This is a genomic window from Geotalea uraniireducens (genome assembly GCF_027943965.1).
Taxonomy (GTDB): domain Bacteria; phylum Desulfobacterota; class Desulfuromonadia; order Geobacterales; family Geobacteraceae; genus Geobacter; species Geobacter uraniireducens.
This window is the reverse complement of the sequence record NZ_AP027151.1, coordinates 422314-447209: the sequence shown is the minus strand read 5'-3', so window position 1 is coordinate 447209 and position 24896 is coordinate 422314. Positions and strand designations below refer to the sequence as shown.

At 61.4% G+C, this 24896-nt stretch carries 20 protein-coding genes; 15 read left to right on the top strand and 5 right to left on the bottom strand.

Annotation, left to right across the window (positions count from 1 at the left end; genetic code table 11):
* The first annotated feature begins 99 nt into the window (after positions 1–99).
* Together QMN23_RS02080 and QMN23_RS02075 are read left to right on the top strand one after the other, a co-directional pair.
* Positions 100–1428, top strand: a complete 1329-nt coding sequence (locus QMN23_RS02080) for an MASE3 domain-containing protein (RefSeq protein WP_282001472.1) — start codon at positions 100–102, stop codon at positions 1426–1428.
* Positions 1373–1978, top strand: coding sequence for a sensor histidine kinase (locus tag QMN23_RS02075; RefSeq protein WP_432613092.1), 606 nt, complete (start codon positions 1373–1375; stop codon positions 1976–1978). The genes QMN23_RS02080 and QMN23_RS02075 overlap by 56 nt, the downstream gene beginning before the upstream one ends.
* On the opposite strand, the gene QMN23_RS02070 is transcribed toward QMN23_RS02075, so the two are convergent.
* Together QMN23_RS02070 and QMN23_RS02065 are read right to left on the bottom strand one after the other, a co-directional pair.
* Positions 1965–4337, bottom strand: coding sequence for an EAL domain-containing protein (locus tag QMN23_RS02070; protein WP_282001470.1), 2373 nt, complete (start codon positions 4335–4337; stop codon positions 1965–1967). The two genes, QMN23_RS02075 and QMN23_RS02070, sit on opposite strands and share 14 nt — an antisense overlap.
* A gap of 129 nt (positions 4338–4466) precedes the next feature.
* Positions 4467–5483 carry a helix-turn-helix transcriptional regulator gene (locus QMN23_RS02065; protein WP_282001469.1) on the bottom strand — a complete coding sequence of 339 codons (1017 nt, stop codon included), beginning with the start codon at positions 5481–5483 and terminating at the stop codon, positions 4467–4469.
* A gap of 185 nt (positions 5484–5668) precedes the next feature.
* Here QMN23_RS02065 and QMN23_RS02060 point away from each other — a divergent pair, with 185 nt between their 5' ends.
* From QMN23_RS02060 to QMN23_RS02000, 13 genes are all read left to right on the top strand, one after another.
* Entirely contained in the window at positions 5669–6919 is a 1251-nt protein-coding gene (locus QMN23_RS02060; RefSeq protein ID WP_282001467.1) for a two-component system sensor histidine kinase NtrB, read from the top strand.
* Positions 6916–8262 carry a sigma-54-dependent transcriptional regulator gene (locus tag QMN23_RS02055; RefSeq protein ID WP_282001466.1) on the top strand — a complete coding sequence of 449 codons (1347 nt, stop codon included), beginning with the start codon at positions 6916–6918 and terminating at the stop codon, positions 8260–8262. The genes QMN23_RS02060 and QMN23_RS02055 overlap by 4 nt, the downstream gene beginning before the upstream one ends.
* A gap of 192 nt (positions 8263–8454) precedes the next feature.
* Positions 8455–8796, top strand: coding sequence for a hypothetical protein (locus QMN23_RS02050; RefSeq protein ID WP_282001464.1), 342 nt, complete (start codon positions 8455–8457; stop codon positions 8794–8796).
* A gap of 135 nt (positions 8797–8931) precedes the next feature.
* Positions 8932–9447, top strand: coding sequence for a hypothetical protein (locus QMN23_RS02045; RefSeq protein WP_282001463.1), 516 nt, complete (start codon positions 8932–8934; stop codon positions 9445–9447).
* A gap of 20 nt (positions 9448–9467) precedes the next feature.
* On the top strand, positions 9468–9755 hold the full coding sequence (locus QMN23_RS02040) for a hypothetical protein (RefSeq protein ID WP_282001462.1): 288 nt from the start codon (positions 9468–9470) through the stop codon (positions 9753–9755).
* A gap of 45 nt (positions 9756–9800) precedes the next feature.
* Complete coding sequence (locus QMN23_RS02035) at positions 9801–10697, top strand: transporter (protein ID WP_282001461.1); 897 nt, start codon at positions 9801–9803, stop codon at positions 10695–10697.
* A gap of 252 nt (positions 10698–10949) precedes the next feature.
* Positions 10950–12725, top strand: coding sequence for a c-type cytochrome (locus QMN23_RS02030; RefSeq protein ID WP_282001460.1), 1776 nt, complete (start codon positions 10950–10952; stop codon positions 12723–12725).
* Positions 12722–13801 (top strand): hypothetical protein, encoded by a 1080-nt coding sequence (locus QMN23_RS02025; protein WP_282001459.1) that lies wholly within the window; start codon positions 12722–12724, stop codon positions 13799–13801. Before QMN23_RS02030 ends, QMN23_RS02025 begins: the two co-directional genes overlap by 4 nt.
* A gap of 47 nt (positions 13802–13848) precedes the next feature.
* Complete coding sequence (locus tag QMN23_RS02020) at positions 13849–15279, top strand: DegQ family serine endoprotease (protein ID WP_282001458.1); 1431 nt, start codon at positions 13849–13851, stop codon at positions 15277–15279.
* A gap of 75 nt (positions 15280–15354) precedes the next feature.
* Positions 15355–16620, top strand: coding sequence for a YfdX family protein (locus tag QMN23_RS02015; RefSeq protein ID WP_282001457.1), 1266 nt, complete (start codon positions 15355–15357; stop codon positions 16618–16620).
* A 15-nt stretch (positions 16621–16635) separates the two neighbouring features.
* Positions 16636–17814 (top strand): L-dopachrome tautomerase-related protein, encoded by a 1179-nt coding sequence (locus tag QMN23_RS02010; RefSeq protein ID WP_282001456.1) that lies wholly within the window; start codon positions 16636–16638, stop codon positions 17812–17814.
* A 33-nt stretch (positions 17815–17847) separates the two neighbouring features.
* On the top strand, positions 17848–20511 hold the full coding sequence (locus QMN23_RS02005) for a M16 family metallopeptidase (RefSeq protein WP_282001455.1): 2664 nt from the start codon (positions 17848–17850) through the stop codon (positions 20509–20511).
* 182 nt (positions 20512–20693) lie between these two features.
* A complete protein-coding gene (locus tag QMN23_RS02000) occupies positions 20694–21659 on the top strand; it encodes a cytochrome-c peroxidase (RefSeq protein ID WP_282001454.1) in 966 nt (321 codons plus the stop codon).
* Positions 21660–21711: 52 nt separating this feature from the next.
* On the opposite strand, the gene QMN23_RS01995 is transcribed toward QMN23_RS02000, so the two are convergent.
* The 3 genes from QMN23_RS01995 to fliR form a co-directional block, all read right to left on the bottom strand.
* Complete coding sequence (locus tag QMN23_RS01995; RefSeq protein WP_282001453.1) at positions 21712–22620, bottom strand: LysR substrate-binding domain-containing protein; 909 nt, start codon at positions 22618–22620, stop codon at positions 21712–21714.
* A gap of 376 nt (positions 22621–22996) precedes the next feature.
* Positions 22997–24058, bottom strand: a complete 1062-nt coding sequence (gene flhB / locus QMN23_RS01990; protein WP_282001452.1) for a flagellar biosynthesis protein FlhB — start codon at positions 24056–24058, stop codon at positions 22997–22999.
* A gap of 25 nt (positions 24059–24083) precedes the next feature.
* Complete coding sequence (fliR, locus tag QMN23_RS01985) at positions 24084–24881, bottom strand: flagellar biosynthetic protein FliR (protein WP_282001451.1); 798 nt, start codon at positions 24879–24881, stop codon at positions 24084–24086.
* Positions 24882–24896 lie beyond the last annotated feature (15 nt).

Here is a 24896-nt window from a genome sequence, read left to right as displayed (position 1 = left end):
AAATTGGGCGGGAGTTGGTAAAGTAGAACGGTTGGAGGGGATAATTAATCCAGCCTAATGCACCGGCCTCCCTCCCCAATCCCATTTATGAAGGGCTTCATGGCCAGAGCACACTTCGGCATTGGCGATTTGGGTTTTATCGCTCTCTCGGCGGGAACCCTCGGCGGGCTCTACGTTACCAGCTGTCACAGCTTCCTTCTCTTCCACTCGCTGGTCGAGATTCTCTCGGTAGTTATTGCCAGCGGTATTTTCATGATCGCCTGGCATTCCCGCCGCTTTACCGACAATCACTACATCCTGCTGATCGGCATCTCGCACCTCTTTGTCGCCATCCTGGAACTCCTGCACGCGCTGACCTATCCGGCCATGGAACTCTTTCCCAGCATCGGGCCGAACCCCTCGGCTCAATTCTGGCTTGCCGCCCGTTCCCTGCAAAGCATTTCCCTGTTTGCCGCCCCGACGTTCCTGAACCACCGGCTCCGCATTGGCATGACGGTGGCCGTTTATTTCCTGGCAACCGCCGTGATCGTCGGGATGGTTTTCCATGGCGGCTTCATTCCGGATTGTTACCGGGAAGATGGGTCGCTCACCCCGTTCAAGGTCGGCAGCGAATATTTCATCTGCCTTGTCCTGTCGGGAGCCTTCGTCCTGATGATTCGCCAGCGGCGGTTGTTGGACCGGAAAGTGATCGGGCTCATGGGGAGCGCGCTCCTGCTGTTCATTGTCAGCGAGCTGGAATTCAGCCGCTATGCCACGCCATTCGGCCCCACCGTCATGATCGGCCATCTCTTCGCCCTCGGCGGTTTTTACTTCATCTACCGGGCAATGATCGGCACCATGCTGGAAGAGCCGTACAATCTGCTTTTCAGGAATCTCAAAGAAAGCGAGGAGCGGTATCGTAACCTTTATAACAATACCCCCGCGATGCTGCACTCCATCGATCGGTCGGGAAACATCGTCAATGTCAGCGACTATTGGCTGGAGACCCTCGGCTACCAGCGCGACGAAGTCATCGGCCGGCTCTCCGCCGATTTCATGACCGACGATTCAAGGAGCTACGTGTTGGGGGCGATCATCCCCCAGTTTCTCGAAACCGGCCGCATCCGCGAAGCGCCGCTGCAGACCGTTGCCAGAGACGGTCGGATCATCGACGTCCTGCTGTCGTCCGAGGCGGAACGGGACAAGCGGGGTGAGATTATCCGCTCCCTCTCGGTGATGACCGATATCACCGAGCAACGTCGGAGTGCCCGGGAAGTCGAAAGTCTCAACGCAAGTCTGGCCGCCCGCGCCATGGAACTGGAGCTGGCGAACAGCGACCTGGAGGCCTTCAACTATATATACCGTCTCCCACGACCTTCGTTCCCATCTGACCGTGATTTCCGGTTACAGCGACGTATTGCTCACCGTCTGTGCGGAGCAACTCAATGAGGAGTGCCGGAGCTACGTCATCCGAATCGAAGACGAATCCGAGCGGATGAACAACCTGATCGAAACATTGCTCGGCTTCTCACGGGTAGCGCGTTACGAAGTGCACCGGGAAACCGTCGACCTGAGCAAACTCGCCGAAGATATCTCCTTCACCCTGCGGATGAATGAACCGGAACGGCCAGCGACCGTCACCATCGCCGAAGGGATGACCGTCGACGCCGATGCGGCGCTCCTGCGGATCGTGTTGGAGAATCTGCTCGGTAACGCCTGGAAATACGCACGGAAAAAAGCGATAACGCTGATTGACATCGGCCGGGAAGAGGTGGAGGGGAAAACGATCTTTTTCGTCAAAGATAACGGGGCGGGATTTCCGATGGAACTGGCGGACCGGCTCTTTTGCCCATTCCAGCGGCTGCATGACAAGGCCGATTACCCCGGCCACGGGATCGGCCTCGCCACGGTCCAGCGGATCATCAACCGGCATGGCGGCGCCATCTGGGCCGTCGCCGAGCCGGACCAGGGAGCCACGTTCTTTTTTACCCTTGAATAGCCCCCCGGCCAGCCACGCCGGGTCCGTCGCCGTACCCCACCTCCGGGGAGGCAAAGCCAGTATCGACAAGCGACTTGCCGGAACGGAGCAACTGCTCGAACTTCTCGGCATCAAGCGGCTGGCTGAAATAGTAGCCCTGGATCTCTTCGCACTGATGCCGGCGAAGGAAGTCGAGCTGCTCTTCCAGTTCCACCCCCTCGGCAATAACCTTCATGCCAAGGCCGTGGGCCATGGTAATGATCGTCCGCACCAGGGTGGCATCGTCGGGGTCGCGGGTCATGTCGCGGATGAACGACTGGTCGATCTTGAGGTTCCTGACCGGGAACCGCTTCAGGTAGCTGAGAGATGAATAGCCGGTGCCGAAATCGTCGATGGCGATATCGATCCCCATTTCTTTCAGTTCGGTCAGGATGGCCACCGACCGCTCGCCTTCCTGCATCACCAGGCTCTCCGTCAGCTCCAACTCCAGCCACTGTGCCGCCAGGTGTGTCTCCGTCAAAACCCCGGCCACCATTTGGATGAGGTTCTCCTGCCTGAACTGGCGGGAAGAGAGGTTAACGGCGATCCGCAGCGGTGGCAAGCCCCGTTCCTGCCAGATTCGGTTCTGGGCACAGGCGGTCCGCAACACCCACTCGCCGAGCGGCACGATCAGGCCGGTCTCCTCGGCCAGCGGGATGAACTTGGCAGGCGACACCAGGCCGATTTCGGGATGATTCCAGCGAACCAGCGCCTCCACCCCGGAAATCCGGCCGGTCCTCAGGTCAACCCGCGGCTGGTAGTGGAGCAGAAACTCCCGTTGCCGAATGGCCCGATGGAGGCTCGTCTCCAGCGCCAGCCGCTCGAAGACCCGGATATTCATCTCCGCCGAATAGAACTGGTAATTGTTTTTCCCCTGCTCCTTGGCATGGTACATGGCCGCGTCGGCATTCTTGAGCAGGGCGTCGACCGTTTCCCCGTCCGTCGGTGAGAGGGCAATGCCGATACTGGAGGTCACGTAGATTTCATCGCCCAGCAGCGGAAACGGCGCGGCAAACACGGCGATGATCTTTTTGGCCACGGTGATAACGTCCTGCATCTCCCGGACATTGGGCAGAACGATGATATATTCGTCGCCGCCGAGCCGGGCCACCGTATCTCCGCCCCGCACGCAGCCGGTCAGCCGGTCGGCCACCGCCTTGAGCAGCATGTCCCCCACCGTATGCCCCAGCGTATCGTTGACCTTCTTGAAGTTGTCGAGGTCGAGAAACATCACGCAGAGCGGGTTCTTGTGGGCGAAGGCGTCGAGGGCGAGGGCCTGGGCGAGACGGTCCTGGAGAAGATTCCGGTTGGGAAGCCCGGTCAGCGGATCGTGGGTGGCGTGATAGATGAGCTGTTCTTCGTAGTGGCGGTGTTCGGTGATGTCGTTCATTACCCCGATGTAGTTGGTGACTACCCCGGCCCGGTCGCGGACCGGGGCGATATAGAGCTCGTTCCAGAACAGGGTGCCGTCCTTGCGGTAATTGCGCAGGACGAAATAGCCATCCCGCCGCTCGCGAAAGGCGGCCGACATCTTCCTGGTTTCCTCCTGGTCCCGGCTGTCTCCGCGGAGAAAGCGCGGATTCTTGCCCAGCACTTCATGGGCGGCGTAGCCGGTCATCCGTTCAAAGGCCGGATTGACGTAGATGATCGGGTTGTCGGGGTGGGTAACGTCGGTAATGGAGATGCCGTTGACACTCGACTCGATGGCACGTTTCAGCAGCAGCAGGTCCTGCTCGTCCCGCTTCCGGGCAGTTACGTCGCGGACAAGGCCAAGAAACGTCCAGTGGTTACCGATCCGCACCTTGCTCACCGACAGTTCGGCCGGGAAGCGGCTACCGTCGCAACGAAGTCCCGTGATCGAATAGGTGACCCGGCCGCTGCTCCATTCGTCACGCGCCGCCAGGGCAAAGGGGAAATAGCTTCCCCCGTTCTCGTTACCGACCAGCAGTTCGTCGACACTTCGACCGATCACCTCTTCGGCGGAAAAGCCGAACATCCTCTCGATCGCCGGATTGACCAGCCTGACCGCCCCCTCTTCGTCAAAACTGATGATCCCGTCGGCCAGGTATTCGAGCAGGCTCTCGATCCGGTTGGTGGCCGTGGCCGCGGTCTCGCGCATCGGCCGAACGATGCGGCCCCAGAGAAAAGGAGCACAGAGAATCACCAGCGCCAGACTATCGAAAAGATAGACGTGCAGCCTGGTGAGATCGTGGAAGAGCACCCCCAGGATCAACATCAAGGCCAGATCGATGAAGAAGATGACCCCCAGCAAGACGAAGAACTGCCGGCGCGGCGACGGCAGCGAAATATTTAGATTACCCAGCCGGGATGGATACCCCATCGTGACACCCCACCACCCGGCGGAAATATCCGGCAATCCCGCACCTACCGCAGGTGGCTAAAAACATTGATCTCTTGTTATTTACTTATCGGCTGAAGCGGTGGTTCGCTTGAGGCGAAAAGACCATGTTCAGTCATGATCGGCAGGGAGCGAGGGCAGGTACTTGGCCGCCATGTCGGCAACGATTCGCGCCACTTCGGCCCTCAGTGACACCGGCTCCAGGAGTTCGGCATGATTTCCGTAGGAAAGGAGCCAGGAGATTATCTCCAGGACTCCGCCGGCAGTAAAGGCGAGCACGATACTGCCGGCGGGCCCGCTTTCGATCTGCTGGCTCGGATGCCAGATCCGCTCCCGGACCGCATGGGCTACTTCGGGGGAGAAACGGATCCGGACCGCCAGCGGCGCTTCGTCAACTATCCCGAACGCCCCCTTGAGACGCTCTTCCGGCTGATAGTCGTCGGGCATCTCGAAGCGCTCTTTTTCCAGCTCCACCGAGGCGATCCGTTCGGCAGCAAAGGTCCGGATCGCCTGCCGGTTGTGGGCATAGCCGACCAGATAGAGCCCCCCCTTGTAGAAAATGAGTGTGTACGGATCCACGACATAGGTCGAAACCCCGCCCTTTCCCTTGGCCCGGTAAGCAAGGTTGACCCGGTACTGGTAAATGAGCGCCTCGCGCAGCTGGCGGAGCGGCTCCGCCACCGGCCGGTAGTCCCGCCGCCCCTGCAGGAGCGGCAGAGAGACGTCGGCGATCCGCTCCATGTGGGCGGCGTAGCGGGGCGGAAGAACCGAGTTGATCTTGCGGAAAACCGTCTCCAGGTCGTCGCGGAAAGGAGTACCATCGAGGAAATGCAGCTGCGAGCGGAAAAACGACAGGGCCATCAATTCCTGGAGCGTAAAGGTGATCGGCGGGACATCCTTGAACCGGGTGAGAAAGCGGTAGACTTTCCGGCCGTTCAGCCACTCCGAAACGAGCGGATAGCCGGCCTCGTGGATGACATTCAGATCCCGGTGGACGGTCCGCCGGTCGACGCCGGTCTCCTCGGCCATCTCCTCCAGAGTGACGCCGTGCCGGGCCTCGATCAGCCGAATCAGATCGTGCACCCGTCCCGCCTGCGAATATTTTTTTGCCGGTTTGCCCTGCCGCATCAGTCACCTCCATCAGCCGACTTTCCCAGCTGATAATACCCCCGCAGCGAGCACGGTTAAAGGCAAAAATTACCGCGCATGGCGCAGTTCGTGCTAATAAAATTTAATTGAATGCTGCTTACCCCTTGCACCACCCGGCGCTTAGCTGTTATCTTTCTGTCACGCATCCCAAGGGAGCCCGTCCGATGCATCGAAACCTCGTTCCGCTCTTTTCCCTGGCGGCCGGACTGATTCTCACCGCCCTGCTCGCCTGGCTCGCCATCGGCACCTATCGGAGCGCCATCCCGATCGCCGAGGGAAATCTGCGCGGTCTGGCCCTTTCGCTTGCTTCGGCCGTGGAATCGGTGGCGGACCGGGACCCCTCATTCGCCAGCCTCAACGCTTTCCACTCCCGTGACATCGCTTATTTTTCCCTGATCGACCGGAATGGCATCCAGGTCTTTCACTCCAATCCGGACCTGATCGGCAGCCGGGTTGCCGACCGCCGTTTCGAGCCGGTCTTCCGCCAGCTCGGTTTTGCCGAGGAGCGAATCCGCCTCGGCACCGGCGAAGAAGTCTTCGAGTACAACGCACCGGTGCACCTCCCGAACCGGCTACTGGCCCTGCGGCTCAGCCTCCACCCCTGGCGGGCTGAAGAGGTGGTGCGCCAGGCCCGGCTCGGCATGGTGATGCTCTTTGCCCTCCTCGGCCTGGCGTGGGTGATGGGCGGCCTGATTTACCGCTTTGCCCGGCGGGAAGAGATTCATCGCCGGGAGATGGCCCACCGGGAGCGACTCGCCCAGCTGGGTGAAATGGGGGCGGTGCTTGCCCATGAAGTCCGCAATCCCCTGGCCGGCATCAAGGGATACGCCCAACTGCTCAATGAGCAGCTCAACCACGACGAAATCGGCGAGTTTGCTTCCATGATCGTCACCGAGGCGGTCCGCCTCGAAGAACTGGTCAACAACCTGCTGGTTTACGCCCGCCAGGAGCCTGAACAGCGGACGCTGATCGATCTCGGGGAACTGGTCGATTACGTCCTGTCACTGGTGGCACCGGAGGCCCGGCTGCGGGATATTATCCTCCTCCCGCAGCTCACCCCCGGCCTGCAGGTAAGCGGCGACCGGGACCGTCTGGAGCAATTGCTGCTCAACCTGGCAGTCAATGGCCTCCAGGCAATGAACGTCGAGGGAACGCTGACCATCGCCACTGCTGCCCGTAACGGTACGGTTGAAATCACGGTGACCGACACCGGGCCGGGAATTCCCGCTGCCGATCGGCAGCGGATTTTCGAGCCGTTTTTCACCACCAAGGCCCGGGGGAGCGGCCTGGGTCTGGCCATCTGCCGCAAGATAGTCGAGGCCCATTGCGGAACGATTGCCGTGGAAGCCGGCAGCGACCGGGGGTCGGTTTTTCGCGTGACGCTTCCCGCCTCCCACGGAAGGAAACAACCATGACCGCCCGTATCCTGCTTGTCGAAGACGATCCCACCTTTCGTCGGCTGCTCAGGACGATCCTGGCCGGCGAAGGGTACGAAGTGCGCGAAGCGGCTGACGGCCGGGCTGGGCTCGCGCTACTGCGGCGGGAATCGTTCGACCTCGTCATCTCCGACCTCAAGATGCCAGAAATTGGAGGGCTCGAACTGTTTCGCGCCTGCCGGGAAGAGCCGCCGGCGCCACCTTTCATCCTCCTGACCGCCTTCGGAACCGTCGAAGAGGCGGTGGCAGCCATCAAGGAAGGCGCAGCGGATTTCCTCACCAAACCGCTCAAGGATCCGGAGACGCTTCGGGTCATCGTCCGCCGCGCACTGGCCAGCAGCCGGCAGGAACGCGACTACCTGGCCCTCAAGGAAACGGAGGCGGCCGGCCTGCCACCGGAAGAGCTGATCTTCGCCGGAGAGGCGATGGCCGACCTGCGCCGGCTCGTCGGCGAGGTTGCACCGATGGCCACGACGGTGCTCGTCACCGGCGAAAGCGGTACCGGCAAGGAACTGATCGCCCGAACGATCCACCTCCTGAGCCCCCGTAAAGGGGCGAGTTTCGTCACCGTCAACTGTGCGGCAATCCCGGAAAACCTGCTGGAGAGCGAATTGTTCGGCCACGAGCGGGGCGCCTTCACTGGGGCGCTGCAAGCCCGACGAGGCAAGTTCGAGCTGGCCCAAGGGGGAACCATCTTTCTCGACGAGATCGGCGAAATGCCGCTCAGCCTGCAGGCCAAACTCCTGCGGGTACTCCAGGAACGGAGCTTCGAGCGGGTCGGCGGCAGCCGGGAGATCCGGGTCGACGTACGGGTCATCGCCGCCACCAACCGGGACCTGACCGTCGAAGTCCGCGAAAAGCGGTTCCGGGAGGATTTGTATTACCGTCTCGCCGTTTTCCCCCTGCATCTCCCGCCGTTGCGGGAGCGCCGGGATGCCCTGCCGCAATTGACCGACTGGTTCATCGGCCGCTTCGCCCGGTTGACCGGCCGGAAAATCCGCGGCATCGAAGCAGCGGCGATGGCGGCAATCAGGCGCTACGCCTGGCCCGGCAATATCCGGGAACTGCAAAACGTCATCGAACGCGCGGTGATCCTGGCCCGGCAATCGATCACCGTCCAGGACCTTCCGGAGACGCTCCGTTCCCGGCCGGCCACCGACCAGGACAGTGAAGGACTGCTAAAGGAAATGGAACGCGAGGTAATTGTCGCGGCGCTGAAGAGCTGTGGCGACAATCGGCGGCTAACCGCCGAAAAGCTGGGGATTTCCCGGCGAACGCTCCAATACCGGCTCAAGCAATACGGGCTGATCGACGACGAGTAAAAGAGCCGATGCTCCAAGCGGTGCAAATTCTCACCCGGACGCGCAATATTTGCACCTGTTTTCTTGCACCGGCAGGAAGCTGGGAAAAAGTTTCAGCAGATTTTTCCGCCAGTTGCAGCTGGCGATTGTTCTGGCACACTGAATGGAAATCCTCCCGACAGAAGGATCACAACGTCAAGGAGGAAGAAAAACATGAACAGAAAAGCAATCGTAACCGTAGCACTCGCCGCCGTCTGCGCCCTCAGCCTCGGAGCGGAAGCCTTCGCCGCCGGTAACAAGGCCATGAACGGCGGCCAGGGGGTAGGAAAAGGCTTGCGGCTCCGCGATGGCAGCTGCCTGACCAGCACGAGCACCAGCACGAGCACCAGCACGGGGACTGCCACCCAGACCCGGCAGCAGCTCCAGAGCGCCACCGGGACGACGAGCGGCGTAGGGCAGATGCGGCGACTCGGCCCCGGCGACGGCACCGGCAACACTGTCCCGCCGATGGATGGAACCGGCTACGGCTCGCCGAACACCGTTCCGACCAACTAAATCGTGCCGGGAAACCCGGCAGCCGAGCGGTGAGTTCACGAACAGGCCGGGGAAGGGAGAGGCGACTAGCGGCCGCCGTCCCGCCCCCGGCCGATCTCGGTACGACCGGGAAACGCAGACGTCAGGAGGAGAAGTATGGGTAGAGGACGTTTTTCGACAATCTTCACGACACTCGTCGTACTCACGCTGCTGCAGGGGGGCATCGCCTCCGCCGGCTGGGGCTTCGGTGTCGGCTGGGGATGGGAGAAGAGCGGCCTCGACCTGGAGCAAGGGTATGATCTGAACACCGTAACGACCGTTACCGGACGGATTGTCTCTCTCGGCCCGGACAGCGACGGCAAGCACATTATTGCTGTGATCGACGGAAAGGGGGAAACGTTCCACGCGGTACTCGGCCCCCCCTGGTACTGGAACGAGCACGGGCTACCGTTGAAGACCGGCGATACGGTAACGATACGGGGAGCGAAGGCGATCGGCAAGGACGGCAAGACGTACCTTCTCACCCAGCGGATTTCGAACAGCGCTACCGGCGAAGAAGCCAATCTGCGCAGCGACACCGGCAAGCCGAGCTGGTCCGGGCAGTCCCGATCCGGCAGTAACCGGCCGGCGAGTTCCGGCCGGCGAGGCGGTGGCGGCCGGCATGGCCGGTAGCGGGAACAGGAGAAACTCTCATGGCACGAACCATTTTGACTATCGGGCTGGCGGCAGGGCTCTGCGCAGCCGTCAGCTGCGGCGCTCTGGCTGCCGAGCCGGCAAGTAGCGGCAAACAGTACCAGAAGACCAATGAATACCGGCAACAACACCAGGGGAGCACCGGCGCAAACCAATATCAGGAACAGTACCAGGAACGGGAGCGCCACGAAGAAGCGGTGCAGAGCAAGGAACAGAAGCAGCAGACCAAGGGAACCCGCCAGAAAAGCCGGACCAAGAGCCGGTCGAAGACGCATAGCGGATCATAACCCACTGTCGGCCGAGCTTTTCATCAATAGCCCGAAGGAGATTTTATGCCATGCACCACTTCACGAAGGATTGCCCTTCCATTGTATTGCGCCTTTCTGCTCCTGATCATCGCCGCCATGCCGGTGTGCGCCGCCGAGTCGCCTTCCGGACAGCGGCGGCTCGTCTCCGTCGGCCTCGGTTTTGACATCTCTTCGGGCGACTATGGGACTGACACCACCACCGACTTCGTTTCGGTGCCGCTGATCGTCGACCTCTATCCTACCGAGCGGCTCGACCTGGAGCTGATCATCCCCTGGGTATACCAGAGTAACAGCAATACCGTTTACGGCACTACCATGCCCTACCGGGGAGGAGGCTACGGCATGAGCACGATGTCAGCCATGCCGCGCTTCATGTCCGGGCCTGGCGGCACCAGCGCCGGCGGAACCGGTTCGTCAATCAGCAATCCGTCGGCCTCGGCGAGCGGCCTTGGCGACATCACCCTGACGGCCGGCTACATTGTGGTTCAGGAAAGCGATCTCGTCCCCCGTATCAGGCCGACGCTCTACTTCAAGTTCCCAACCGCAGACAGGGATAAGGGGCTGGGGACCGGTGAGTTTGATGCAGGCATTGGCCTGTCGCTGGAAAAATGGTTCGGCGACTGGCGACTCGCCGGAGAAGCGACCTACGTCTTCCAGGGCTCCTCTGACCTCTATCAGACAAAGGACTACCTCAACTACGAAGCGGGGCTCGGCTATCAGCTTACCCGGCAGTTTTTCTGCACCTTGCTCGGCCGTGGAGCCACGGCACCGGCCGACGGCTCCCCCGCCCTCTTCGAGGGCCGGCTGAAAGGGGTATACGACATCGGCGACCGGTACAGCCTCGAAGCGTATCTCTCGCACGGCTTCACCAACGGCAGCCCCGATATCGGCGGCGGGCTGGCCTTATTTGTCGATTTCTAACCCGTCTCGCCCCATTTTTCCCCGGAGGCACGTTCTCCTGGGGCCGCAAAGGAGTCTCAGGACTCCTTTTTTTATGCGAGACGCCCCGCCTGACCACCAACTGAGTAACGACCTGACGCTCCGCCCGCCGGCGACGAATCGACCAAGGGGTTGCAATTCCGGGAAAGGACGCTATCCTCGAAGCAGAGTGCAGCCGGCCATTTCAGGCCATTGAGGACATTTCGTCCAAACTTCCAAACCCGAGGATATGTTATGAATTATCCGGTCTGGTATATGCCGACCATCGGCGGTGGCATCCTCATCGCCCTGATCAGCATCTTCCACGTCTGTATTTCCCATTTTGCGGTGGGCGGTGGTTTTTACCTGGTCTTCGCCGAGCGGAAGGGATATCGGGAAAGCAACCCGGCGATCCTGGTCTTCACCCGTACCCACGCCCGCTTCTTCCTCCTGATGACGGCAATTCTGGGAGGGATCAGCGGCGTCGGCATCTGGTTCATCATCGGCATCGTCAACCCGGCCGCCACTTCGCTCCTCATTCACACCTTCGTTTTCGGCTGGGCCACCGAATGGGTCTTCTTCCTGGTCGAGATCGTCGCCATCTTCGTCTACTATTATTCGTTCGACCGGCTGGAGCCGCGCACCCACCAGGCGGTCGGCTGGATTTACGCGGCCGCCGCCTGGTGCAGCCTGTTCATCATCAACGGCATCATCGACTTCATGTTGACGCCGGGGAGCTGGACCGTCAGCCATGACTTCTGGGCGGGTTTTTTCAACGAAACTTTCTGGCCGGCCCTCGCCTTTCGGACCTGTATGGCGCTGATGTTCGCCGGAGTCTATGCCTTTCTTACCACTGCATTTCTCAAAGATACCGAACTGAAGCGGACGATGAGCCGTTTTTCCGGGCTGTGGGTACTCGGGGCCTTGCTCGCTGCCCTTCCCTGCGGCTGGTGGTACCTGGCCGAACTCCCCCCCCTCGCCCATCGCCTTGCCGCCGGACTGTCGCCGACCATCGTCCGTGCTGCCAGCTATGGCACCGTCGCCACCGTCATTCTCACCATCCTGACTCTGCTGCTGGTTCTTACCCGCCCGGCGTTTCACACCAAACCGGCGGCCCTGCTGGTATTTGCCGCCTCGTTCGTGCTGATGGGCTCGTTCGAATGGAGCAGGGAAGCCTCCCGCCGGCCGTACGTCATCGATGGCGTCATGTATTCGACCGGCATCATGGCCGCCGATCAGCCGCTGATCGACCGGGAAGGATTTCTGCCGACCGCCCGCTGGACCAGGTTCAAGGAGGTCCACGAAGAAAGCCTGCCGGAGGCCGGAGCGGAGCTGTTCAAATTCCAGTGCTACGCCTGCCATACGATAGGGGGCTTCAACAACGACATCATCGCCCGGACCAAGACCATGAGTTATCCGGTACTGCAGAACTATCTGGCCACCGTTCACCAGCTCCGCCCGTTCATGCCGCCGGTGGCCGGCAGCGCGGACGAGCGGCGGGCCCTGGCCGCCTACATCATCGGCGGGCTGCAGGGGAAACCGCTCATCATGCCAGCGGCAGCAGGCACCCAGGGGCAGAAGACCTTCCGCACCCACTGCACGATCTGCCACCCGGAAAGCCTGGTAAAGAGCCGCACCGCCGGCTGGACGCGGCAGAAGATTCGCTGGGCGCTCGACAACCTCAACACACTGCAGCCGGCAATGCCGAATTTCACCGGCAGCCCGGCACAAAAGGACCTGATCGCCGGCTACATTTATTCGCTCAATCATCCCGCCGAAACGGCCGCCCCGGCCCATGACCCGGGGGAAGACGTCTTCGAAACCCACTGCAGCATGTGCCACACCCTGCGCGGCGGTGGCAATCCGCTGCTGCCGAAAGTGACCGGCTGGGATCGGCAACGGATCCGCGCGGCCCTCGACATGCTCGACAAGCTGAAAGGAGGGGTAATGCCGCCGTTGAACGCCCCGGCCGCCGACAAGGAGGCACTGGCGGATTTCCTCTTCCATGCCGCCCAGGGAGGAAACCAATGAACCAGCTGATCCCTACTCCCGACAACCTTTCGGCAAACTGGCAGCTCTTCCGGGCGCTCCTGATCGCCGTCTTCCCCCTCCACCTGCTGCTAATGAACGCCATGCTCGGCACCACCGCCATCACTCTGATCGTCCGGTTCAAGCACGACGAAACCTCCCGGCGGCTGGCCCACGCCCTGGGGCGGGTCATCCCGGCACTGGTCGCCTTTGCCGTCAATCTCGGTGTTGCGGCGCTGCTCTTCCTCCAGGTGCTCTATGGCCAGTTTTTCTTCACTAGCTCGGTGCTGATGGCACTCTTCTGGATACTGGTGATTCCGCTGCTGATGGCCGCCTACGCCCTCCTCTACCTTCATGAATTCTCGTTCGCCCGGCTCGGCCGGGCCGGAAGCGGTTGCCTCGCCCTGGCACTGGCGGCTTTCCTGACCATCGCCTTTCTCTTCGTCAACAACATGACCCTGATGCTCGTCCCGTCAGCTTGGCAGGCCTATTTCACCAACGCCGGCGGAACCATCCTCAACCTGGCGGACCCGACTCTGTGGCCGCGCTACCTCCACTTCATCATCGGCGCCATCGCCATCGGCGGGCTGTTCGTCGCCCTCTTCGGCAACCGCCTGACCCGTCGTGATCCGGAAGCAGGCGCGGCAGCCCGGGCCATCGGCCTACGGGTATTCCGCCTGCTGACCATGCTGCAGATTCTGGTCGGCATCTGGTTCCTGATGCGACTTCCACGCGACATGATGATGCTGTTCATGGGGGATGACCGCCTGGCCACCACCCTGCTGCTGGCCGGTTTCGCCCTGACGGCGGTCCTGTTGTGGGCTGCATTCCGGGAACGGCTCACCATCGCGGCCACCATTGCCGTCCCGCTCGTTTACCTCATGTCACTGCTCCGCGACACGGTACGCAACGGCGCACTCCACGACTATCTTCATCCGGCAGCGATGGCGGTTTCATTCCAGATCGGACCGATCATCATGTTTCTGGCCACCCTGCTCGTCGGCGCCGGCGCCATCACCTGGATGGTCCGGCAGTTTGGCAGAACAACAGACAAGCGACCATCTCCCGACAGCGAATAACCCATTGCTCCCGGATCAAGGGAAGCGCGTTGCTACAAGGAGGATTTATGAGAAATGGCGTTCTTCACCGGTTAAGCAAGATCATGCTCTGCTCCGTAGCACTGGTCTGTCTCCTGATCATGCAAGGAGGCTGCGACAACCGGGGCAAGACCGAGTTTGTCGGCTTTCCCCAATCCTTTGCCGATCTGGCCAGTAAGGTGAAGCCGGCGGTGGTCAATATCAGCACCACGACGACAGTGCGGGTGCCGGGCAACCCTTTCGGCCAGTTTTTCGGTGGCGAGGACCAGGGACCGTTCGGCGACTTCTTCAAGAAGTTCTTCGGCAATGTCCCTGATCGGGAGCTGAAGCAGCAAAGCCTCGGCTCCGGCATCATCATCGACCGGGACGGCTATATCCTCACCAACAACCATGTGGTCGACAATGCGGACGAAATCAAGGTGAAACTCTCCGACGGCCGAGAATTCAAGGCCAAGGTAATCGGCCGCGACAAAAAGACCGATCTCGCCCTGATCAAAATTTCCTCAACTTTTGAAAATCTGCCGGTGCTGGTCCTCGGCGATTCTGATGCCATGCGGGTCGGCGACTGGGTTATCGCCGTCGGCAATCCCTTTGGCCTGGAACAGACGGTGACGCAGGGGATCATCAGCGCCACCGGTCGGGTTATCGGCTCGGGACCCTACGACGACTTCCTCCAGACTGATGCACCGATCAACCCCGGCAACAGCGGCGGGCCCCTCGTCAATCTCAAAGGGGAGGTGATCGGCATCAACACCGCCATTGTCCCCGGCGGCCAGGGATTGGGATTTGCCATCCCGAGCAATCTGGCAAAATCGATCGTCAGCCAGTTGCGCGAAAAGGGCAAGGTCATTCGCGGCTGGATCGGCGTCAGCATCCAGACCGTTACCCCGGCCATTGCCACCTCTTTCGGCCTCAAAGAGCCGACCGGCGCGCTGGTTTCCGACGTCCTGGCCGGCGGTCCGGCCGAACGGGCGGGAGTGAAGCGTGGCGACATCATCATCAGCTTTGCCGGTCATGACGTGAAGGGCGCCGCCGACCTGCCGCGCCTGGTCGCAGAAACGGCCGTCGGCACGGAAGTGCCCGTAGCCGTGCTCCGCAACGGCAAAAAGGAGCAACTGACCGTCAAGGTGGAAGAATTGACCGAGCAGCGGCTTGCCGCGCAGAGCGCCACGCCGGCCCAGAGTTTCGGCATGAAGCTCTCCGACCTCACCCCGGCGGTGCGCAAGTCGCTCGGGCTTCGGCACGGGGGGGGGGTCGCGGTACTCGGGGTAACTCCGGGAGGCCTCGCCGAAGCGGCAGGGATCCAGGCCGGCGACATCATCAAAGAGGTGAACCGCCAACCGGTGCGGAACCTGGCCGACTATAACCGGCTCGTCTCCGGCACTCCTGCGGGGCACCCCGTTCTGCTGCTGTTGAAACGCGGCAGTGCAAGCTTCTTTGTGACGCTTTCCGGTTCGTAGCGTCAAGAAAGCTGCGGATCGCCTTATCGCGGTGCCGGTTCGCCGAAGCAGCGCCGCCAGAAAGGAAGGTGCCCAATGAAAGTCCCCATCAAGATCGGCAAATTTGCCCTCATGCTCTTGCTTGCCGCTGCGCCGGGCGCAGTGGCGGCCCCCCAGGCGCCGGCGGCCGGTAATACCGCCGGCCTGTACCGGAGCATCCCCAACGACGAAACAAGTGTCATTGATCGTACTGCGGTGATGATCCTCCGCGGAATTGTCCAGGCTGCGGACGATTTGTCCCGGAAGGCGACCGGCGCGGCCACCGGCCAACTCAACGAAGCGATCCGGCTGATCGATACCTTGCGTCTCAACCTGTCAACGGCTACCGCCCGCAACCGGCTCGCCATTGCCCGGCTGGATTTGCGCCACGAGCCGATCATCTCCGTCCAGCGCGATCTCACTCAGGTCGATACCGCCCTGGATGAGATCGCCGATTACTTCTCGGTCGACAAGGCTCGCCGGCACGTCGCCGCAGCACGCAAGCACCTGGAACACGGCGACAAGGGCGGCGCAGCCGCTGAACTGACCCTGGCAGACCGGAGCCTGGAGGTGGTGGAGGTTGAACGTCCGCTTGCCGAGGCCGAGCAGTCGCTGATCGCCGCCCGCCGCGATCTGGCGCGGGGGGCAACTGGCAAGGCCGCTAAAGCCCTGCAACTGGCGATCAAACGGGTTCGGGTCATTTCCGCAGTCGTCCATTCACCGCTCTATCTGGCCCGCCAGAGCCTCTACCGGGCTCACCAGTCCTTCTTGGCCGGCAAGATCGACGAAGCACGCGCCTATATCACCCAGGCCCGGGAATACCTGGAGCAGGCAAGCGGCACGACGGCAGTCTGGGGAAAAGAGCGGGTTGCCGTCCTGACCGGCGAGGTCCGCCAGCTTGAGCAACAACTCAATCAGCACGGCACGGCCACCGAGGCGGTTGTCAGGTCGGCATGGGAAAAGGCCAAAGCGCTCTCCGAACGGGCAGCCGCCTATCTGGACACCCACTGGGACGAAAGCGAAACGACCTTGACCGCCGAAGACGACCTGCTCAATGCCAAAATGTATCTTGCCTATGCGGCGTCGTATCAACTGACGATGGGAAATGCTGCCGAAGCCGGCCAGGAACTTGAGTTGGCGGCAACGGCCCTGACCAGGGCGGCCAAAAACGCCCTGATCGATCGGGCAACCGCCCGGAAAATCATCGTCATGCGGAACCAGGTAAACACGCTCCGGACCGCACCGCCAGCCGACCCTGCGGAGCTGGCAGCGCGTTACGACCGACTCGACGCCGAACTGGCACGGCAGATCCACAACTATTGACCGGGGAGTCAGACCATGCGCCAACGACAGCAGCCAGTGAGGAGCTTTTTCTGCGCCGTCATGCTCGCCACCCTCTGTTGGGGAGGATGCGCCCTCAACCCGATGAGCCACGATGCGGCCCGGCCGATTCCGGGGGGAGCGCTTTACGAATTCCCGCTTTTCAACGACCAGGTAACCGGCATCGCCCTTTCCGCCACCGGCCGGCTGTTCGTCAACTTCCCCCGCTGGGGCAAGGACCCGCTCTATTCGGTGGCCGAGGTCCTGCCTGACGGAACAACCCGTCCCTTCCCCGACGAGGGGTGGAATCGCTGGGGAAGGGACGAAGCAACCCATCCGGAGGCGCATTTCGTCTGCGTGCAGAGCGTCTTCATTGATCGGAACGACCGTCTCTGGATCCTGGACGCCGCCTCGCCGGGCTTCAGCGGAGTAGTGCCGCACGGAGCCAAGCTGCTCAAGGTCAACATCGACTCCGCCACGGTGGAGCAGGTCATCCCGTTCGGCCCGGAAATCGCCCTCTCGCACAGTTACCTGAACGACGTCCGGATCGACACTGGCCGCAACATTGCCTACCTGACCGATTCGGGCACCGGCGCCCTGGTTGTCGTCGACCTGGCGACCGGAACGAGCCGCCGGCTTCTGGCGGACCATCCGTCGACCAAGGCCGAGCCCGATTATGTACCGAAGATCGACGGCCGGGAGCTGCGGGACAGCACGGGGCAGGTGCCGCAGATCAACGCCGACGGCATCGCCCTCGACCCTGCCGGGGAATACCTATACTATCACGCTTTGACCGCCCGAACGCTTTACCGGATCAAGACCGTCTATCTGCGTGACCCCAAACTCAGTCCGACGGAACTGGCAAAGCATGTGGAACGACTGACGGAAACCGGCGCGGCCGACGGGATGGTGATGGATGGTAGCGGCAACCTGTTCGTCACCAGTCTCGAAGACCATGCCGTCAAGGAGTACCGGCCCGGAAAGCCGCTTGCGACCATCGTCCAGGATAGTCTCATCCACTGGCCCGACAGCCTGGCGATTTCACCCGACGGCTACCTCTATATTACCGACTCGCAGATCAACCTGTCGCCCCGCTTCAATTTCGGCAAAGACCTGCGTATTCGCCCCTATCGCTATTTCAAGAGCTGGCTGCTCCCCCTTGAGACGGAACAGGGGACCCTGCGGTCATTGCCGTGACCGCAGGGTATCATCAAGAGCGAGGTCTGAGTTATGAGACGTCACGCTGACCGCTGCGGCAGCGCCCTGCTGGCCGTACTGCTTGTCCTGTTTCTGGTCGCCGCCGCTTCGGCCGATGAAGTTGTGCGGTCAACCCTCGGCAACGGCCTGCGGGTGGTTATTGTCCGCAACACCCTGGCCCCGGCAGTGACCACCCAGCTCAACTATCTGGTCGGTTCCGACGAGGCACCGGTCGGCTTCCCCGGCACCGCCCACGCCTTGGAGCACATGATGTTCCGCGGCAGTCCCGGCCTTTCGGCCGATCAGCTGGCGACCCTCATCGCTGCCATGGGGGGAGATTTCAACGCTGATACCCAGCAGACAATCACCCAGTATTTCTTTACCGTGCCCGCCGAGGCACTGGAGACCGCCCTCCATGTGGAGGCCGTGCGGATGCGGGCGATCCTCGGCACGGAACGCCTATGGCGCAAAGAGCGAGGAGCCATTGAACAGGAAGTGGTCCAGGATCTATCGGACCCCGAATATCGGCTGAGTATCAAAATCCTGGCGCACCTGTTCGCCGGCACCCCTTACGCCCACGACGCCCTCGGCACCCGGCCGTCGTTTGACCGGACGAGCGCCGCCATGCTGCGCCGATTTCACCGGGACTGGTATGCCCCAAACAACGCCATTCTCGTCATTGTCGGCAACGTTGACCCGGCAGCAACCCTGACTACCGTCAAACGGCTCTTCGGCTCCATTGCCGGCCGACCACTTCCGACCCGGGCCCCTTGCGAACTACGCCCCCTCAAGCCCGGCTCGTTCGACGGAACTTCCGATCTTCCCTACGGGCTGGCCGTCGTCGCCTACCGCCTCCCCGGCTACGACAGCCCCGATTATGCGCCCGGCCAGATACTGGCCGACATTCTGGCCAGCGAGCGGGGAAAGATCTATGGCTTGGTTCCCGACGGAAAGGCGTTATTTGCCGGGTTCAGCGCCAACCCGCTCCCCCATGCCGGAGTGGGTTACGCCATGGCCGCCTTTCCCCAGGGTGGCGACGGCACCCGGCTGATTGCGGAACTGAAAGGGATCGTCGCCACCTATCTCAAGGAAGGTTTCCCTGCCGAACTGGTCGAGGCAGCCAAGAGGCATGAAGCGGCCCAGGCCGAATTCCAGAAAAATTCGCTGACCGGGCTTGCCGACGCCTGGTCCCAGGCCCTGGCAGTGGAGGGGCGGAATTCTCCCGATGACGACCGGCTGGCAATTGCCCGGGTCAGCGTTGCCGACGTCAACCGGGTCGCCCGGGAATACCTGCAGAACGACACGGCCCTTACCGCCGTCCTGACGCCACAGCCCGCCGGCACGCCGATCGCCGGCGGCAAAAGCCGGGGCCGGGAATCATTCACGCCCAGGCAGGCCCGGGCTGTCCGCCTTCCCCCTTGGGCCAGGCAGATCACCAAGCTCCCCGGTCCGCCCCCTGCCCCGCCGGCACCAGCCGACTTCACCCTGGCCAACGGCCTGCGGCTGCTGGTAGTGCCGACCACCATCAGCAATTCCGTGACCTTCATCGGCCAAGTCAAGAACAACCCCGACCTGGAAACGGCACCGGGCAAAGAGGGGACAGCCGACCTGCTTGACGGCCTCTTCTCTTACGGCACAACGACTCTGGACCGACTCGCCTTCCAGAAGGCGTTGGACGACATCGCTGCCGAGGCCGAGATCGGCACGAGCTTTTCATTGCAGGTGCTGGCCGACTACAGCGAGCGGGGAATTGCCCTGCTCGCCGATAACCTGCTCCATCCGGTCCTGCCCGAACCAGCCTTTTCGATCGTCCGCCGGGAAACGGCCGCCTCGCTGGCCGGAGAGCTGAAGAGCCCCGGCTACCTGGCCCAACGGGCATTGCGAGAGGCACTTTTCCCCGCCCACGATCCCGCCCTGCGCCAGGCAACACCCGACACGGTGAACCGGTTAACCCTGGCCGATGTCCGGAATTACTACCAGACGGTCTTTCGCCCCGACATGACGACCATTGTCGCCATCGGTGCCATTACTCCGGAAAAGGCCAAAAGCTTGGTCGAGCGGTACTTCGGCGACTGGCGGGCCGCCGGTCCCCCCCCGCAGACCGACCTCCCGGCCGTTCCGGCCAACCGGGTAGCAACGGTTTCCGTCCCTGATCCCGGGCGGGTCCAGGATGAGGTCACCATGGCCGAAACCCTCGGCCTGCGCCGTACCGACCCCGATTATTACCCGCTCCAGGTTGGCCTCCATGTCCTGTCGGGGGGCTTTTACGCCACCCGCCTCTACCGGGAGCTGCGGGAGCGCACCGGCCTGGTCTACACCGTCGAGGCCTTTCTCGAAGCGGGAAAAAACCGTTCCCTGTTCGGGGTCGTTTACGGTTGCGATCCCCGCAATGCGGAACGGGCCAAACTCATCGTCCAGCGGGTCATTAGCGACCTGCAGCGACAACCGGTCACGGCCGCCGAGCTGGAACAGGCCAAGACCCTCTTGCTGCGGCAGATCCCCCTCGCCCAAGCCGATACCGGGCAGATCGCCATGGGCCTTCTCGAGCGCGTCGAACAAGGATTGCCGCTCGACGAACCAACGGTCGCGGCACGTCGCTATCTGGCCATTTCCGCACAAAAAGTCCGAACGGCGTTCGCCCGCTGGCTTCGGCCCCGGGGATTTGCCCAGGTTCGCCGCGGCCCCGCTTCCCGGTAAGCGACGGGGACGTATACGCGGCGGACCGGAACGGCCCCCTTGTGCAGCGTAAATTATCGATTATACTCATACCCAGATGTGCAATTTCATATTAAGGAGGAACAAGGACGAACGCGAAGACGATCTCGTTGGCGTTGGCATTGGCGTTGGTAGCCGGTGCAGCCTCGGGGAAAGAAGACATCATGAAACGGGCGCAAGGCCTTTTCAAGCCGATCCCGGCAAAGGCCCCCGCTATGAAAGGCAATCCTGCCAATCCCACCAAGGTTACGTTGGGCAAGATGCTTTACTTCGATCCCCGGTTATCGGCATCCCAGTTAATCAGCTGCAATACCTGCCACAACGTCGGGCTGGCGGGCGGCGATCTTCAGGAAACCGCCATCGGCCACGGCTGGCAGAAAGGACCGCGCAACTCGCCAACCGTTCTGAATGCGGTATTCAACATCGCCCAGTTCTGGGACGGCCGGGCGGAGGATCTGGAAGCCCAGGCCAAGGGACCGGTCCAGGCATCGGTGGAAATGAACAATAAGCCGGATCGGCTAGTTGAGACCCTGAAGAGCATCCCGGGTTACGCTCCGCTGTTCAAAAAGGCCTTCCCCGGTCAGCGGGAACCGATCACCTTCGACAACGTCGCCAAAGCCATCGAAGTCTATGAAGCGACGCTCCTCACCCCCGACGCCCCGTTCGACCATTACCTGAAGGGAAACCACAAGGCGCTTTCCGCCAAACAGCAGGAGGGGCTCGCCCTCTTCATCAGCAAAGGGTGCGCTGCCTGCCACAACGGCATCAACGTCGGTGGCGGCGGTTATTTCCCGTTTGGCGTCCACGAGGTCCCCGGCACCGATATCAGACCGGTGGCGGATACCGGCCGCTTCAAGGTAACCAACACCGCCAGCGACAAGTACGTTTTCCGGTCACCCTCGCTGCGCAACGTTGCCTTGACCCCCCCCTACTTCCATTCGGGCAAGGTCTGGAAACTGGAAGATGCCGTCAAGATCATGGGTTCCGCCCAGCTCGGCATCTCGCTGAACGAGGCAGAGGCAACGTCGATCACAGCATTCCTCACCAGCCTCACCGGCAAGCAACCGAAGGAGGTCTATCCGATCCTGCCACCCAATTCGGATACTACCCCCCATCCAATAACCAACTGAAGTCAAAGAGGCCGGCGCATTCCCGCCGGCCTCTTTTTGTATCTGTCCGGCACTATGCCGGCTCATCCTTCCGCCGGTCTCCCGCCGCCGCAAGCATGGCAAGAAACGCGCTGAACAGCGGCGTCCGGTAGCGACTCGGCCGATGAAGCAGCATCAGCGTCCGCCGCAGCGCCAGGGGGGTCACCACTTCCACCAGCCACCCGTGATCCAGTTCACGCGCCACGGCCAGCCGTGACAGGCAGCTTACCCCGAGACCCGCCTCCACCCCCCGCTTGATCGCTTCGGTGTGCCCCAACTCAAGCGCCACGGACCAGTCGATCCCACATTCCAGCATTGCTTGTTCGAAGACCTCGCGGGTCCCCGACCCCTTCTCCCGGACGATCCATGACGCACCGGCCAGGAGCGCCAGATCGGCCCGCCGCTCGCCACTCCAGGGATGGGAAGGCCCTGCAACCACCACCAGTTCATCGCCGCGCCAGGGAATTTGCTCCAGTTCACGGCTCTGGCAGGAACCTTCGATCAGCCCCAGATCCAATGCCCCCTCTTCCACCGCCTTTTCCACTTGGTGGGTGTTGCCCACCTGCAACAGGACCCGAGCCCTGGGATACCGTTCGGCAAAATGCCCCATCAGACTCGGCAGCAGATAATTGCCGATGGTGGTACTGGCCCCGACCTGCAGCACCCCGGCCGGCTCTTCCGCCGACTCTAACAAGATCTTCTCGACCGTCGCTACCCGCTGCAGAACCTGCCGGGCCTCAGGCAAAAGCATCCGGCCTCGTTCGTTGAGTACCAGCCGGCGCCCGCGGCGCTCGAAAAGTGGTCCGCCGGTCAGCCGTTCCAGTTCGGCAATGGCCATACTGACCGCCGCCTGACTGAGCAAAAGCGATTCCCCAGCCCGGGTTGCGTGACCGCAGGATGCCAATTTTTCGAACACTTCCAGTTGACGTAATGTTATTGCCATTCCCTCGCCTCAAGCATAAATAATACTGATTGATATAATTTTTATTATCCGTTTTATTTATAAATGATCCACCCGACGACTACAACCGGGAACCGCCGAAGGGAGGACACGTTAGCACCCTTGAGAAAGAAAGGCCGGGAGAATTCCCGGCAACGTTGAAAGGCAAATCGCCTAAAGCCTCTTTTTCAAAGGGCGGGCTTTATTTTCGGCTTCGATTTTGAGTTCGGCTACTAACCACCAGGCAGAGCGTCACGTCCGAATTTGCGGCAGATTCGCCGCGGCCGAGCGAGCAACACCGCAGGCGTAGCAGCGCTACGTCGAGGATGGTGAGAGGGAGACCGGGGTGAAGATGGCGTAAAGACTGACGCGAGCCCCCCTAGATTTTGCCCTTGAGACTGTAGACATACGCCAAAACCTCCGCCACGGCAGTATAAAGGGCTTCGGGAACCTCTTGTCCCTCCTTCACCTGGGCATACAACTCCCGGGCAAGGAAGCGGTTTTCCACCAGCATGACGCTGTTTTCCTTGGCTATCGCCTTGATCTGCTGTGCCATGTAGTCGGCCCCTTTGGCCAGGACCACCGGGGCCGTCATGGTCATGCGGTCGTACTTCAGGGCCACCGCAAAGTGGGTCGGGTTGGTCACGATAACGTCGGCGGTGGGAATGATCTTGCGCAGCCGCCGCTGGGCCTGCTCGAACTGCATCCTCCTGATCTTCCCCTTGACCTGCGGGTCCCCTTCCGATTCCTTGTGTTCATCCTTGACCTCTTGTTTGGTCATTTTCAGATTCTGGATGAAACGCCACTTGACGAACGCCAGATCAAGGGTAGCGAGGATGAGCAGTACGCCGCAGGTATGGAGCACCAGCTTGAAAGAGATCTGCTTGACGAATTCAAGGATCCCGGTGAGGTCCGTCTCCGTCAGGTAAACGATCGAGTCCATTTCGTCCCGAAGAATCTTGTAAGCCATGTAGCCAACAATCGCCATCTTGAGAAGCGCCTTGACCATCTCGACCAGGGAATCCTTGTTGAACAGCTTGTTGAAGTTCTTGACCGGATCGAGTTTGGTAAGATCGAAGGTAATTCGTTCGCCCTGGAGGGAAAATCCAACCTGAAGGAGCGTTGTGACCGTCCCGGCGATTACCACCACCACCATGAACGGCAGGGTAACGCTCAGCATGACCAGCAACATCTTGAGCAACAGCTTGTAGACGCTAGATTCGGTTAACTGGTAGGTCCCCATTGAAGAGAGGATTTCGTAACTGGTCCGCTTCAAGGTGGAGAACATGAACCCGCCGGTGGAATAAAGGGCAATGACCGAGGCAATCAAGGTCACCGTCGAGGTAAGATCCCGGCTGTGCGGCACCCCCTTTTTCTTCGCTTCCTCAAGCTTTTTGCTGGTGGGTTGTTCTGTTTTTGAATGTTTATCTTCGTCTGACATGCATCCGCCTCGGCGCGCCGGCCGGTCAGCCTCCCGGCCCCATCAGCCTGAACAGGGTCTGGAGTTGGAGTTGCAAGTTGCCGAATGCCCCCTGAAGGGTGTGAAAAAACACGGCAATAGAAAAGCCGAGGATCAGGAACCCGATGCCGATATTGAGCGGCATGGTGACGATGAAGACGTTCATCTGCGGGAACGAGCGGGCCATGATGCCGATGACGACCGTCGTCGCCAGGAGTGAGACCATCACTGGCGCAGCGAGTTTAACCGCCAGGACAAACACCTCTCCCATGGTGACAGTGAGGAATTGCAGCAATTCCTCACTCATGTGCCAGGTCCCGACCGGCAAGACATTGTAGCTGTCGACCAGGGCACTGATGAAGAGATGGTGGACCCCGAGCGTGACGAACAGTAGCGTAGCCAGCATTTCCTGGAACACCGACATGATCGACATCTGCGACCCCTGCGCCGGATCGAACTCGGTAACGATGGAAAAGCCCATCTGAACGCCGACAATCTGGCCACAGAATTCAACGGCGGCAAAGACCACCAGAGAGAGAATGCCGAGACAGATACCGACCAGAGTCTCCTGAATCATCAGCATGGCGAAGGCCAAGGCGTCGTCTGGAATTTGCGGGGCCTTCGCCTTGACGATCGGATAGCAGACAAGGGTCATGGCAAAGACAACCACGACCTTGATGTTCATCGGTACCCGCCGGCCACCGAAGAGCGGGATGGAGGAAAAGATGCCCGCCATCCGCCCAAGGACAAGAGCGAAAAAGGCGACCTCGTGGGGCGTGGGAAAAGGGGTGGCTAAGGGAAACATGGCAGTGAGCCGGTC